This window comes from Stutzerimonas chloritidismutans AW-1 (genome assembly GCF_000495915.1).
In the GTDB taxonomy this organism is placed as follows: Bacteria; Pseudomonadota; Gammaproteobacteria; order Pseudomonadales; family Pseudomonadaceae; genus Stutzerimonas; species Stutzerimonas chloritidismutans.
Map to the genome: position 1 here is coordinate 114,865 of NZ_AOFQ01000032.1, position 15,076 is coordinate 129,940.

At 65.1% G+C, this 15,076-nt stretch carries 6 protein-coding genes and 1 pseudogene; 4 read left to right on the forward strand and 3 right to left on the reverse strand.

Annotated features, from left to right (window positions below; translation table 11 throughout):
• Window positions 1–239: 239 nt before the first annotated feature.
• The 4 genes and pseudogenes from F753_RS36395 to F753_RS36410 all read left to right on the forward strand — a co-directional run bounded on the left by F753_RS36395 (window position 240) and on the right by F753_RS36410 (window position 9,192).
• A complete protein-coding gene (locus F753_RS36395) occupies window positions 240–1,481 on the forward strand; it encodes an MdtA/MuxA family multidrug efflux RND transporter periplasmic adaptor subunit (RefSeq protein ID WP_023445347.1) in 1,242 nt (413 codons plus the stop codon).
• Window positions 1,478–4,558, forward strand: a complete 3,081-nt coding sequence (locus tag F753_RS36400; RefSeq protein ID WP_023445348.1) for an MdtB/MuxB family multidrug efflux RND transporter permease subunit — start codon at window positions 1,478–1,480, stop codon at window positions 4,556–4,558. The genes F753_RS36395 and F753_RS36400 overlap by 4 nt, the downstream gene beginning before the upstream one ends.
• Window positions 4,559–4,586: 28 nt before the next feature.
• Window positions 4,587–7,702: pseudogene (locus tag F753_RS36405) on the forward strand (efflux RND transporter permease subunit).
• Window positions 7,699–9,192, forward strand: a complete 1,494-nt coding sequence (locus F753_RS36410) for an efflux transporter outer membrane subunit (protein ID WP_023445351.1) — start codon at window positions 7,699–7,701, stop codon at window positions 9,190–9,192. Before F753_RS36405 ends, F753_RS36410 begins: the two are co-directional and overlap by 4 nt.
• Before the next feature lie 84 nt (window positions 9,193–9,276).
• Here the strand turns inward: F753_RS36410 and F753_RS36415 are convergent, their stop codons facing one another.
• The 3 genes from F753_RS36415 to F753_RS36425 form a co-directional block, all read right to left on the reverse strand.
• A complete protein-coding gene (locus tag F753_RS36415; protein WP_023445352.1) occupies window positions 9,277–10,269 on the reverse strand; it encodes a TRAP transporter substrate-binding protein in 993 nt (330 codons plus the stop codon).
• Window positions 10,270–10,416: 147 nt separating this feature from the next.
• Entirely contained in the window at window positions 10,417–11,865 is a 1,449-nt protein-coding gene (locus F753_RS36420; RefSeq protein ID WP_023445353.1) for an efflux transporter outer membrane subunit, read from the reverse strand.
• Complete coding sequence (locus F753_RS36425; RefSeq protein ID WP_023445354.1) at window positions 11,862–15,032, reverse strand: efflux RND transporter permease subunit; 3,171 nt, start codon at window positions 15,030–15,032, stop codon at window positions 11,862–11,864. Before F753_RS36425 ends, F753_RS36420 begins: the two co-directional genes overlap by 4 nt.
• Window positions 15,033–15,076: the final 44 nt, after the last annotated feature.

Consider the following 15,076-nt stretch of genomic DNA (forward strand, 5'->3'; position numbering starts at 1 on the left):
ACGACAATGTCCGATTCGACGTGCTGGCAGGCCATACGGCCTGCTTACAGCTCTTCCCCTCGCAGCCCGGTGCCCGAGAAGAACGCTAAATAGACTTAAGACCCGGCACATGGTTCCGACGCGCACCGGCCTGTCTGGAGCTCTTCATACATGCCGATACGTAAAAATGCCGTAAAGGCACTTTGCGAGCGGTTCGCGACTGCTTATGGTTCACGCTCCTTTTCAAGCGAACCCCGTTCATGACCGTGGCTCATCCTTCTTCCGCGCGTTCCAGCCTTCGTTGGCTGCTCATCATCCTCGCCGTAGCTGCCATCGGGCTGCTGGTCTGGTGGCTGTGGCCTGCACCTCAGGAAACCCCTCAGCGGCCGGGCGGGCGTCCGGGCTTCGGCGCGTTTGGCGGGCCTGTGCCCGTGCGCGTGGCCAAGGTGGAGCAGGGTGAATTCGAGGTCTTCAACAAGGCGCTCGGCAGCGTGACGCCGTTGAATACCGTCAATCTGCGCAGCCGGGTCGGTGGCGAGCTGGTCGAGCTGCGTTTCGAGGAGGGGCAGCGTGTCAAGAAGGGCGATCTGCTGGCGGTGATCGACCCTCGCCCATACAAGGTCGCGCTGCAGCAGGCGGAGGGCACCTTGCAGCAGAACCGCGCGCAGCTGAAGAACGCGCAGGTGGACTTCGAGCGTTACCGCGGTCTCTACGCCGATGACAGCATCGCCAAGCAGACCCTGGATACCCAGGAAGCGCTAGTCAGCCAGTACCAGGGCACGCTGGCCGCCAACCAGGCGTCGGTCAACGAGGCGCGCCTGAATCTCGAGTTCACCCAAATTCGCTCGCCCATCGATGGTCGGGTCGGCCTGCGCCAGCTCGATGTGGGCAATCTGGTCGCTGCCAACGACACCACGCCGCTGGTGGTGATCACCCAGACCCAGCCGATGTCCATCAGCTTCACCCTGCCCGAAGGCGAGTTGCTGCCGGTGCTGACGCGCTATCGCCAGGGCGATGAGCTTGCAGTGCAGATCTGGGATCGCGGTGAAAAGATCCAGTTTGGCGAGGGCGTGCTGGAGAGCATCGATAACCAGATTGATGCGACTACCGGCACGCTGCGCCTGAAGGCGCGTTTCGACAATGAAGCAGAGCTGCTGATCCCCAACCAGTTCGTCAACGTGCGCCTGCGGGTGGAGACCCTGCGTGACGCCGTGTTGATTCCGTCTGCGGCGCTGCAGTTCGGCTCGCGCGGCACCTTCGCCTACGTCGTCGGCGACGACAACAAGGTTGAGCTACGGACGTTGCAGGCCGGGCCTACCAACGGCGCGACCACGGTGGTGCTCGAGGGCTTGAAGGTGGGCGAGCGGGTGGTGATGGAAGGCACCGACCGCCTGCGCGATGGCGCTGAAGTGGAGGTCGTCGGCAGCCAGCGCATGGCCGAGCAGGCTGCGGAAAATCCGGTGCTCGGGGGCGGTGAGGCTGCGGAGCGCGAAGAGCGATGAACATCTCGCGGTTGTTCATCCTGCGACCGGTTGCGACCACGCTGAGCATGATCGCAATCCTGCTGGCAGGACTGATCGCCTACAAGCTGTTGCCAGTGGCGGCATTGCCACAGGTGGACTACCCGACGATCCGTGTGATGACGCTGTATCCCGGGGCCAGCCCCGAAGTCATGACCAGCGCCGTTACCGCACCGCTGGAGCGCCAGTTCGGGCAGATGCCGGGGCTCGAGCAGCTGTCATCCACCAGCTCCGGCGGCGCTTCGGTGATTACCCTGCGTTTCTCGCTGGACGTGGCGCTGGATGTGGCCGAGCAGGAAGTGCAGGCCGCGATCAACGCGGCGAACAACCTGCTGCCCAACGATCTTCCAGCGCCGCCGGTGTACAACAAGGTCAACCCGGCCGACACGCCGGTGCTGACCCTGGCCGTGACGTCCGAATCGCTGCCGCTGCCCAAACTGCATGATCTGGTCGACACGCGTATGGCGCAGAAACTGGCGCAGATCAACGGCGTCGGCATGGTCAGTATCGCCGGTGGCCAGCGCCCGGCGGTGCGTATCCGCACCAACCCGGAAGCACTTGCCGCGTACGGCCTTTCGCTGGCCGACGTGCGCTCGCTGATCACCAGCTCCAACGTCAACCAGCCCAAAGGCAACTTCGACGGCCCGACCCGGGTGTCGATGCTAGACGCCAACGACCAGCTGAAGACGCCTGAGGAATATGCCGAGCTGATCCTCACCTACGAGGATGGCGCCGCGCTGCGGCTTAAGGATGTCGCCGACATCATCGACGGCGCCGAGAACGAGCGCCTCGCGGCCTGGGCCAACGACAGCCAGGCGGTGCTGCTCAACGTCCAGCGCCAGCCCGGTGCCAATGTCATAGACGTGGTCGAACGCATCCAGGCGCTGCTGCCGGAAGTGACGGCCAGCATGCCGGCCGGCCTGGATGTGGTGGTGCTCACCGACCGTACCCAGACCATCCGCGCCGCAGTAACCGATGTGCAGCATGAGCTGATGCTCGCCACCTTCCTGGTGGTGATGGTCACCTTCGTCTTTCTCAAGAAGCTCTCGGCCACGGTGATCCCGTCAATTGCCGTGCCGCTGTCACTGGTCGGCACCTTCGCGGTGATGTACGTCTGCGGTTTCTCCCTGAACAACCTGACCTTGATGGCGCTGACGATTGCCACCGGCTTCGTGGTGGACGATGCCATCGTCATGCTGGAGAACATCGCGCGGCATCTGGAGGAGGGCGAGACACCGCTCAACGCCGCGCTCAAGGGCGCGAAACAGATCGGTTTCACCCTGATCTCGCTGACCTTCTCGCTGATCGCCGTGCTGATCCCGCTGCTGTTCATGCAGGACGTGGTCGGCCGGCTGTTCCGCGAGTTCGCCATCACCCTGGCGGTGGCGATTCTGATCTCGCTGGTGGTTTCGCTGACGCTGACGCCGATGATGTGCGCCAAGCTGCTCAAGCCGCAGACGGCCACCGAGGCCAAGCCTGACTGGGTCGAGCGGCTGATCGGCGGTTACTCGCGCTGGCTGACCTGGGTATTGCGCCACCAGACGCTGACCCTTCTGGTCGCGGTTGCGACGCTTGGCCTTACCGTCGTGCTCTATCTCGCCGTGCCCAAGGGATTCTTCCCGGTGCAGGACACCGGCGTGATCCAGGGCATCAGCGAGGCGCCGCAGTCGATCTCCTTCCGCGCCATGAGCGAGCGCCAGCAGGCACTGGCGCGGGTGATTCTTGCCGATCCGGCGGTGGACAGCCTGTCGTCCTACATCGGCGTGGATGGCGACAACGTCACGCTCAACAGCGGCCGCCTGCTGATCAATCTCAAGCCCCACGGCGAGCGAGACCTGACTGCCAGCCAGATCATCGACCGGCTGCGACCGGAGCTGGCCAAGGTGCCAGGTATCGAGCTGTACCTGCAGCCGGTGCAGGATCTGTCCATCGAGGACCGGATCAGCCGCACGCAATTCCAGTTCAGCCTCGAGACGCCGGACGGCGAGCTGCTGCAGGAGTGGACGCCGCGGCTGGTCGAGGCGCTGCGCGAGCGGCCGGAGCTGACCGATGTGGCCAGCGATCTGCAAAGCAGCGGCCTGCAGATCTATCTGGACATCGACCGCGACGCCGCGGCGCGCCTGGGCATCCAGGTCGCGGATATCACCGATGCGCTGTACGACGCCTTCGGCCAACGGCAGATTTCCACCATCTTCACCCAGGCCAGTCAGTACCGCGTGGTGCTGGAGGCAGAGGCGGGCAACCGCCTCGGCCCGCAGGCGCTGGAGCAACTATTCGTGCAGAGCGAAGGTGGCACGCCGGTGCGGCTGTCGAGCCTGGCGACGCTGGAGCAACGCAACGCGCCCTTGCTGATCAACCATATCGGCCAGTTCCCGGCGGTGACCCTGTCGTTCAACCTGGCCAGCGGCGTGTCGCTCGGCAAGGCGGTGGAAGTGATCGAAGCGGTGGAGCAGGAGATCGGCCTGCCGGCCGGTATCCAGACGCGTTTCCAGGGTGCGGCCGAGGCGTTCCGCGCCTCGCTGTCGAGCACGCTGCTGCTGATCCTCGCCGCGGTGGTGACCATGTACATCGTGCTCGGCGTGCTCTACGAGAGCTATATCCACCCGATCACCATCCTCTCCACGCTGCCCTCGGCGGCGGTCGGCGCCTTGCTAGCCTTGTTGCTGACCGGTAACGACCTCGGGCTGATCGCGATCATCGGCATCATCCTCCTGATCGGCATCGTCAAGAAGAACGCGATCATGATGATCGACTTCGCCCTAGAGGCCGAACGGCAGCAGGGCATGAGTCCGCAGGACGCGATCTTCCGCGCGGCGCTGCTGCGTTTCCGGCCGATCCTGATGACCACGCTGGCGGCGCTGTTCGGTGCGATTCCACTGATGCTGGCATCCGGCTCCGGTGCCGAGTTACGCCAGCCGCTCGGCCTGGTGCTGGTCGGCGGTCTGCTACTCAGCCAGCTGCTGACGCTGTTCACCACACCGGTGATCTACCTGTTCTTCGACCGCCTCGGCCAGCGCTTCGGGCGTCGCCGCGAGCCGCTGGTGGAGGCTGAAGCGTGAGCCGGCCTGCGATCGTGCGGGGGAGGGTATGAACCTTTCCGCACCCTTTATCGCCCGTCCCGTGGCGACCATGTTGCTCAGTCTGGCGATCCTGTTGCTGGGTGGCGTCAGCTTCGGCCTGCTGCCGGTATCGCCGCTGCCGAACATGGACTTCCCCGTAATCACCGTGCAAGCCAGCCTGCCCGGCGCCAGCCCGGAAATCATGGCCTCCAGCGTGGCCACGCCACTGGAGCGCTCGCTGGGCAGCATCGCCGGCGTCAGCCAGATGACCAGTCGCAGCAGCCAGGGCTCGACGCGGATCATCATCCAGTTCGACCTGGACCGCGAGATCAATGGCGCCGCCCGCGACGTGCAGGCGGCCATCAACGCCGCGCGCAACCTGCTGCCCAGCGGCATGCGCAGCATGCCCACCTACCGCAAGATCAATCCGTCCCAGGCACCGATCATGGTGCTCTCGCTGACCTCGGACGTGCTGGACAAGGCCGAGCTGTACGACATCGGCTCGACCATCCTGGCGCAGAAGCTGTCGCAGGTGTCCGGCGTCGGCGAAATCCAGGTCGGCGGCAGCTCGCTGCCCGCCGTGCGCATCGAGCTGCAGCCGCAGCAGCTGGAGCAGTACGGCGTGTCGCTGGACGAAGTGCGCCAGACCATCGCCAACGGCAACGTGCGCCGACCCAAGGGCATGGTCGAGGACGCGGACCGCCACTGGCAGGTTCGCGCCAACGATCAGCTGCACGAGGCGGCCGACTACACACCGCTGATCATCCGCTACCAGGACGGTGCGGCGCTGCGCCTGGGCGATGTCGCAAAGGTGCGCGATTCGGTGGAGGACCGCTACAACAGCGGCTTCTTCAACAACGAGCAGGCCGTGCTGCTGATCGTCAATCGCCAGGCCGGCGCCAACATCATCGAAACCATCGAGGGCATCCGCCGCGAACTGCCGGCGCTGCAGGCGATCATGCCCGGCAGCGTCGATCTGAACATCGCCATGGACCGCTCGCCGGTGATCCGCGCCACGCTGCACGAGGCCGAACGCACGCTGCTGATCGCGGTGGCGCTGGTCATCGTGCTGGTGTTCCTGTTCCTCGGCAGCCTGCGTACTGCATTGATCCCGGCGCTGGCGGTGCCGGTGTCGCTGGTCGGTACCTTTGCCGTGATGTACCTGTTCGGCTTCTCGCTGAACATCCTCTCGCTGATGGCGCTGATCCTGGCCGCCGGCCTGGTGGTGGACGACGCCATTGTGGTGCTGGAGAACATCGCCCGGCATATCGACGACGGCATGCCGCCGTTGAAGGCCGCCTACGTCGGCACCCGCGAAGTCGGTTTCACGTTGCTGTCGATGAACCTCTCACTGGTGGTGGTATTCGTCTCCATCCTCTACATGGGCGGCATCGTCGAGCGGCTGTTCCGCGAGTTTTCCATCACCCTGGCGGCGGCGATCCTGGTCTCCCTGCTGGTTTCGCTGACGCTGACACCGATGCTCTGCGCGCGCTGGCTCAAACCGCATCAGCCCGCGCAGGAAGGGCGCCTGCAGCGCTGGAGCCACCAGGCCCATCAGTGGCTGCTGCGTCACTACGACCGGTCGCTGAGCTGGGCACTGCGGCACCGCCGCATCACGCTGCTGAGCCTGCTGGCGACCATCGCGCTGAACGTGGTGCTCTACGTGCAGGTGCCGAAGACCTTCCTGCCGCAGCAGGACACCGGCCAGCTGACCGGCTTTATCCGCGGTGATGACGGCCTGTCCTTCCAGGTCATGCAGCCGAAGATGGAGGTCTTCCGCAAGGCGGTGCTGGCGGATCCGGCGGTGGAGAGCGTGGCGGGCTTCATCGGCGGGGGGGGGGGGGGCAGGGCGGCATCAACAACGCCTTCATGATCGTGCGCCTAAAACCGCTGAGCGAACGGAAGATCTCGGCGCAGAAGGTCATCGAGCGCATTCGCAAGAACCAGCCCAAGGTGCCTGGCGGGCGTATGTTCCTCATGGCCGATCAGGACCTGCAGTTCGGCGGTGGCCGGCAGAGCAGCTCGGCCTATTCCTACACGCTGCTGGCGAGCGACCTGAACGACCTGCGCACCTGGGTGCCGCGGGTCACCCAGGCACTGTCGGCGCTGCCGGAACTGACCAGCATCGACGCCAATGACGGCGAGGGCGCGCAGCAGATCAGCCTGAAGATCGATCGCGATGCGGCCAAGCGTCTGGGCATCGACATGAGTACGGTGACCACGCTGCTCAACAACGCCTTCAGCCAGCGGCAGATTTCCACCATCTATGAATCGCTCAACCAGTACCAGGTGGTGATGGAGATCGACCCCAGCTACGCGCAGTACCCCGAGGTACTGGAGCAGATCCACATCATCACCGGGGATGGTCGACGCGTGCCGCTCGCCGCGTTCGCTCGCTACGAACGCAGCCTGGAGGAGGATCGAGTCAGCCACGACGGGCAGTTCGCTGCGGAGAACATCGATTTCGACCTCGCGCCTGACGTCAGCCTCGATCAGGCGACCTTGGCCATCGAGCGCGCGGTAGCCGCCATCGGCATGCCGAGTGAGGTGCAAGGACGCCTTGGCGGCACCGGCAGCGCCTTCGAGAGCACTCAGCAAGGCCAGCCACTGATGATTCTCGGCGCCTTGCTGCTGGTCTACATCGTGCTGGGCATCCTCTACGAAAGCTACATCCATCCGCTGACCATTCTCTCGACACTGCCATCGGCCGGGGTCGGCGCGCTGCTGGCGATCATCCTTACCGGCGACCAGTTCAGCCTGATCTCGCTGCTCGGGCTGTTCCTGCTGATCGGCGTGGTGAAGAAGAACGCGATCCTGATGATCGACCTGGCCCTGCAGTTCGAGCGCAACGACAGGCTGTCGCCCGCCGATTCGATCCATCGCGCCTGCCTGCTGCGTTTCCGGCCGATCCTGATGACCACCATGGCTGCCATTCTCGGCGCGCTGCCGCTGCTGCTCGGCGGCGCGGAGGGCGCCGAGATGCGCCAGCCGTTGGGTCTGACCATCATCGGCGGTCTGCTGCTGAGCCAGATCCTGACCCTCTACACCACGCCGGTGGTCTATCTGTACCTCGACCGCCTGCGTCATCGTTTCAACAGCTGGCGCGGTGTTCGCACCGATGCCGCCCTGGAAAACCCGCTATGAATCCGTCGTCGCTGAACCCCTCATCGCTGAAGCATGCCCTGCGGCCCCTCGCAGCTGCCGTGCTGGCCCTGTCGTTGGGCGCCTGTACCCTGGGGCCGGACTATCAACGTCCGGAGCTGCCCGTGGCTACCGAATTCAAACAGGCCGAAGGCTGGAAAGCCGCGGCGCCGGCCGATGTGCTGGAGCGTGGCGAGTGGTGGCGACTTTATGGCGATGCCGAGTTGGATGCCCTGGTCGCCCGGCTGAATGTCGACAATCAGAACCTGGCCGCGGCCGAGGCGCAGTTCCGTCAGGCCCGGGCACTGGTACGTGGTGCACGCTCGCAGCTGTTCCCGATCCTTTCCGGCAGCGCCGGCGTGACCCGTTCGGCGCAGGGCAGTGGTAGCTCGGACACCAGCGGCGGCTCGTTCGGCAGTGGCGTCAGCGAAAGCTACGAAGCGGGCCTGAGTGCGTCCTGGGAGGCGGATATCTGGGGCCGACTGCGGCGCAATCTGGAAGCGAACCGCGCCAGCATGCAGGCCAGCGCCGCAGACCTGGCCGCAGTGCGACTGAGCCTGCAAGCCGAGCTGGTGCAGACTTACCTGCAACTGCGGGTGATCGACGAACATCAACGCCTGCTCGATCAGACCGTCGCGGCCTACGTGCGCTCGCTGCGTCTGACCGAGAACCAGTATCGGGCCGGTATCGTGCCGAAATCCGACGTCGCCCAGGCGCAGACGCAACTCAAGAGCACCCAGGCCCAAGCCATCGATCTGCGCTGGCAGCGGGCACAGATGGAGCACGCGATCGCCGTGCTCATCGGCGTTGCACCCTCGGAACTGGACATCGCGGTGCGCGAGGATATCCCGGCGCTGCCAGGCGTGCCGCTGGCTGTGCCGTCGCAGCTGCTGGAGCGCCGCCCCGATATCGCCGCCGCCGAGCGCCAGGTCATGGCGGCCAATGCCAACATCGGCGTTGCCGAAGCGGCCTGGTACCCGGACCTGACGCTCTCCGCCAGCGGTGGCTACCGCAACAGCAGCTTCAGCGACCTGTTCAGCGTGCCCAACCGCTTCTGGTCGCTCGGCCCGCAACTGGCGCTGACGCTGCTCGACTTCGGCAGCCGCCGCGCCGAACTGGAGCGTGCCGAAGCCAGTTACGACCAGACCGTGGCCACTTACCGGCAGACCGTGCTCGACAGCTTCCGCGAGGTGGAGGATTACCTGGTGCAGTTACGGGTGCTGGAAGAGGAGGCGGTGGTGCAGCGCGAGGCGCTGGAGGCGGCCCAGGAGTCCCTGCGTCTGATCGAGAACCAGTACCGGGCAGGCACTGTCGATTTCCTCAGCGTTGCCACGGTGCAGACCACCGCGCTGAACAACGAGCGCACCAACCTGACCCTGCTGGGCGATCGGCTGACCGCCAGTGTGCTGCTGATCGCCGCGCTCGGCGGTGGCTGGGATAGCCAGCAGCTGGATCAGCCACCGGCGGTTGCGACTTCGCCGGACGCGCCCTGATTCCGGCCGCGAAGCCAGCACCCCAAAAAAAGCCCCGCCGGATCGGCGGGGCTTTTGCGTCTTATGCGGCGTCGCTTTCGGCGGTCAATTGCGCTGCTTGCGATTGACGGTCTGGGCTGCCTTGATGATGTCCGCGCCGATCACCGGCTCGAACTGCTGCCAAACCGGACGCATCGCTTCGCGCCAGCGCTCGCGCTCTTCTGGGGTCAGGCTGACGATCTCGGTCGTTCCCGCCTGACGAATGCGTTCACGATCGGCCTGATTCAGCTCTTCGGCCTCGCGGTTCACCATGTAGCTCACCTCGTCGAGGATGGCTTCCAGCTCGAAACGGATCTTGTGCGGCATGCCCATCCAGAAACGGGTGTTGCTGACCACCATGTAATCGAGAACACCGTGGTCGCTCTCGATGATGTAGGGCTGCACGGTATGTATCTTCTTGCTGTAGATGTTCGACCAGGGATTCTCTGCGCCCTGTACGGTGCCGGTACGCAGGGCGTCGTAGACATCGGCGAAGGCGATCTTCTGGGTCGATGCGCCGACAGCACCGAACTGCGCCTCGAGCACGGCCGACGGTTGAATACGGAAGCTCAGCCCCGAGGCATCGCTCGGCAGGCGTAGCATGCGGGTCGCCGAGAGCTGCTTCATGCCGTTGTGCCAGTAGGCCAGGCCGGTGATGTTCTGGTCTTCCATCGAGCGCAGCAGCTGCTTGCCCTTGGTGCGCTTCTGGAAGCGATTTACCGCGTCGATATCGTCGAACAGGAAGGGCAGGTCGAATACCTGCAGCTGTTTGGTGTATTGCTCGAACTTCGCCAGTGACGGTGCCAGCAGCTGCACTTCGTTGTTGCGCAATGCCTCCAGCTCCGTGGCATCACCGAACAGCGTCGAATTCGGGTAGACCTCGACGCTTACCTGGCCGGGCAGCCGCTCTTCGGCCAGGCGTTTGAACATCAGCGCACCCTTGCCCTTGGGCGTGTCTTCGGCCACTACGTGAGAAAACTTGATGACGATGGGCTCCGCCTGGGCGAATGCGCTGGTGACCGCCAGCACAAGCCCGGCAAGGGTAATGATCGGCTTCATGAAAGACTCTTTATTCTGGTTGGTTGGCAGTGCATCCAGGCGGACCGACCGCGAGGACGCTTCTAGGCTTTCAGCCGCTCCTTATGCCAAAGATAGGTGACGACTGAAAGCGCTTTCCCCAACCAACCCGGCGGGAGCGGCACCGTGTCACATTTCTGCGCGACCTCCCTCGGACTGCAACTGCTCTGCCGCGGCCGTTCGCGGCGTCTGCTCGGGGACTTCCCAGCCACCGCCAAGGGCCTTGTACAGCGCCACCACCCCGCGATAGAGCTCCACTTCGGCTTGCGCCTGAGCGTCTTCGGCCGTCAGGCGCTCGCGCTCGGCATCGAGCAGCACGAGGAAATCGGCAGTGCCTTCGCGATAGCGGATCTCCGCCTGCTGCGCGGCGGCGCGGCTGGCTGTCGACTGGCGGACCAAAGAAAGCAGGCGCTGCTGGGCGTTGGCGTAGTCGCTGAAGGCGTTCTCTGACTCTTCCAGTGCCAGCAATACCTGTTGCTCATAGCTGGCCAGCGCCGCATCGGCGTCGGCTTCGGCACCACGCAGGCGGGCCCGCACGCTGCCCAGGTCGAATGCTGCCCAGCTGATGCTCGGCGCCACGCCCCAGGCCCGCGCCGCGCTGGAACCGATCTGCGAGCCGCGCCCGGCAACGAAGCCGAGAAAGCCCGACAGGCTTACGCGCGGAAACAGATCGGCTGTGGCCACGCCGACATCGGCAGTGGTCGCGGCGAGCTGGCGTTCGGCAGCTCGAATGTCCGGGCGCCGGCGCAGCAGCTCGCCGGGATCGCCAATCGGTAGCGACTTGGCGATTGCTGGCAGCTCGCGGGGCGAGAGGTCGACGCTGAGCTGATCAGCGCGCTGGCCGAGCAGGGTGGCGATGCGGTTGCGCGCACGCGCCTGCTGCGCCCTGAGCTGCGGCAGACTGGCTTCGGTGGCCGCCAGACGGGCATCGGCGCGCAGAACGTCGAGCTCGCTGCCGACACCCGCTTCGCGCAGCTGCTCGGTCAGTTCATGGGAATTGCGCTGGTTGGCCAGGTTGTCGCGAGCGATGCGCTCGCGCAGCTGGGCACCGCGCAGCTGACCATAGGCATCCACCAGCTCGGCGATCAGGCTGACCTGCAGCTGGTAGAGCTCGGCCTCGACGGCATCCGCCTGCGCCTCGCTGGATTCCAGGCGGCGCTGGATGCGGCCGAACAGGTCCAGTTCCCAGGCCATGTCCAGCCCGAGGTCGTAGCGTTCGGCATTCACGCGCTGTTCGGTCACGCCGGGTTGCTGGGCCTTGCCGATATCGGCGCTGGCGCCCGCGGTGACAGTGGGCAGACGATCATTGCTGACGTCATAGCGAATAGCGCGTGCCGCCCGTAGGCGGGCATAGGCGATGCGCAGTTCGCGGTTCTCGGCCAGGGCTTCGCCTACCAGGGCGTCCAGCGTCGGGTCGTCGAACTGCTGCCACCAGGCCGCTTCGAAGCGTGAGTGGTCGTATTCGCCAGCCGAAGCGCTGTCGATACGCGCCGGTTCCGGCTGCGGTGCCCGGTAATCGGGGCCTACCGCACAGGCGCTCAGTGCCAGAGTGAGCAGGGAAAGGGCGAAGAACTTCATGCGCGGGCCTCCTTGTAAACCGCTTTGCGGGCTTCGCGTTTCTCGACGAAGGCACGAATCACCAGATAGAACACCGGGGTCAGCAGCAGGCCGAAGAAGGTGACGCCGAGCATGCCGCTGAACACCGCGACGCCCATGGCATGACGCATCTCGGCACCGGCCCCGCTGGAAAGCACCAGCGGCACCACGCCCATGATGAAGGCGAAGCTGGTCATCAGGATCGGTCGCAGGCGCAGGCGGCAGGCTTCGAGGATCGCGGCCAGCCGGTCCATGCCTTCTTCCTGTTTGTCTTTGGCGAACTCGACGATGAGGATGGCGTTCTTGCATGCCAGGCCCACCAGCACGATCAGGCCGATCTGGGTGAACACGTTGTTGTCGCCACCGGCCAGGATCACCCCGGTGATCGCCGAGAGCAGAGTCATCGGCACGATCAGGATCACCGCCAGCGGCAGGCTCCAGCTCTCGTATTGCGCGGCCAGCACCAGGAAGGCCAGCAGCACGCAGAGCGGGAAGACGAATATCGCGGTGTTGCCGGCGAGGATCTGCTGGTAGGTCAGCTCGGTCCATTCGTAGCTCATGCCATTCGGCAGTTCAGCCTTGAGCAGGCGCTCCATGGCCGCCTCGGCCTGCCCGGAGCTATAGCCCGGTGCGGCCGCGCCGTTGATCTCTGCGGTGAGGAAGCCGTTGTAGTGCATCACCCGATCCGGGCCGGCGCTGTCCGTGACGTTGACGAAGGTCGACAGCGGGACCATCTCGCCGCGGTTGTTGCGCACCTTCAGCTGACCGATCTGCTCCGGTGCCAGGCGGAACTTCTGGTCGGCCTGGACGTTGACCTGATAGGTGCGGCCGAAGCGGTTGAAGTCGTTGGCGTACAGCGAGCCGAGGTAAACCTGCATGGTGTCGAAGATCTCGTCGATCGGCACGCCGTGGGTCTTGGCTTTTTCCCGGTCGATGTCGGCGTCCACCTGCGGCACGTTCACCTGATAGCTGGTGAACAGGCCGGCCAGCTCCGGATAGTCCGCGCTCTTGGCGATGACGTTCTGCACCTGGCTGTACAGCTCCTCGTAGCCGAGGTTGCCGCGGTCCTGCACCTGCACGCGGAAGCCACCGATGGTGCCCAGGCCCTGTACGGGTGGCGGCGGGAAGATGGCGATAAAGGCGTCCTGGATCTGCGCGAACTGACCGTTGAGATCCGCCGCGATGGCGTTCGCCGAGAGCGACGGGTCCTTGCGCTCATCGAAGGGCTTGAGTGGGGTGAATACGATGCCGCTGTTCGGGCTATTGGTGAAGCCGTTGATCGACAAGCCTGGGAAGGCCACCGTGTTCTCCACGCCCGGGTGCTTGCCGGCAATTTCCGACATGCGCTTGATCACGTCCTCGGTGCGGTCCAGCGTGGCGGCGTCCGGCAGCTGGGCGAAGGCGACCAGGTACTGCTTGTCCTGCGGTGGCACGAAACCGGTCGGCGTGCTGGCGAAGCCCATGTAGCCGAGGCCGACCAGTCCGACGTAGAGCACCAGCGCAATGCCGCTGCCGCGCAGGATGCGCCGCACCAGGCCGACGTAGCCGTGGCTGGCGCGGTCGAACATGCGGTTGAACGGCGCGAACAGCCAGCCACCAAAAATTCGATCGAGCAGACGCGAGAAGCCGTCCTTTGGTGCGTCGTGCGACCTGAGGAGTGCGGCGGCCAGTGCCGGCGACAGGGTCAGCGAGTTGAAGGCCGAGATCACCGTGGAAATGGCGATGGTCAGCGCGAACTGCTGGTAGAACTGCCCGGTGAGGCCGGAAATGAACGCCGTCGGGATGAACACCGCGCACAGGACCAGCGCCGTGGCGATGATCGGCCCGGTCACTTCCTTCATGGCCTGACGGGTCGCTTCCTCCGGCGACTTGCCGAGACCGATGTTGCGCTCGACGTTTTCCACCACGACGATGGCGTCGTCCACCACGATGCCGATGGCCAACACCAGGCCGAACAGCGACAGCGCGTTGAGCGAGAAGCCGAGCAGGTGCATGACCGCTAAGGTGCCGATCAGCGACACCGGCACGGCGGCCAACGGAATGATCGAGGCGCGCCAGGTCTGCAGGAACAGGATCACCACCAGCACCACCAGCACGATGGCCTCGAGCAGGGTGTGTACCACCGCCTCGATGGAGCCGCGCACGAAGATGGTCGGGTCGTAGACGATCTCGTAGTCCACGCCTTCCGGGAAGTCGCGTTTCAGCTCTGCCATGCGTGCCCGTACCGAATCGGAGATTTCGATGGCGTTCGAACCCGGGCGCTGGAATACCGGAATGGCGACGGCGGGCTGGTTGTTCAGCAGCGAACGCAGCGCGTACTGGCTGGAGCCCAGTTCGACACGGGCGATGTCCCGCAGGCGGGTGATCGAGCCGTCTTCGCCGGCGCGGATGATGATGTTCTCGAATTCCTCCTCGGTAACCAGGCGGCCCTGGGTGTTGATCGACAGTTGGAAGTCCGTCGCGCCCGGTGCCGGCGGTGCGCCCAGAGAACCTGCAGCGACCTGGCGGTTCTGCTCGCGAATCGCGTTGACTACGTCCGATGCGGTGAGGTTGCGCGAGGCGACCTTCTCCGGGTCGAGCCAGACGCGCAGGGAGTAATCGCCCATGCCGAACAGCTGCACATCGCCGATGCCGTCCAGCCGCGCCAGCTCGTCCTTGACGTTGAGTGCGGCGTAGTTGGACAGGTAGAGCATGTCGTAGCGCTGATCCGGCGAGGTCAGGTGCACCACCATGGTCAGGTCGGGGGAGGCCTTGTCGACGGTCACGCCGAGGCGTTGCACTTCGGTCGGCAAGGTCGGCATGGTGCGCGTGACGCGGTTCTGCACCTGCACCTGGGCGTTGTCCAGGTCAGTGCCCAGGCCGAAGGTGATAGTCAGCGTCAGCTTGCCGTCGGCGGTCGCCTGGGACGACATGTAGAGCATGCCCTCGACGCCGGTGATGGCCTGTTCCAGCGGCGAGGCAACGGTTTCGCCGATCACCTTGGGGTTGGCGCCAGGGAAGTTGGCGCGCACCACCACGGTGGGCGGCACCACTTCCGGATATTCGCTGATCGGCAGCTGGAACAGCGAGATGGCGCCGCCGATGAGGATCACCAACGACAGCACGGCGGCGAAAATCGGCCGCTTGATAAAGAATTGCGAGAAATTCATGGCGCACTCCGGGGGAGGGCGCGGCGGGCGCGCCCTGGCGGATC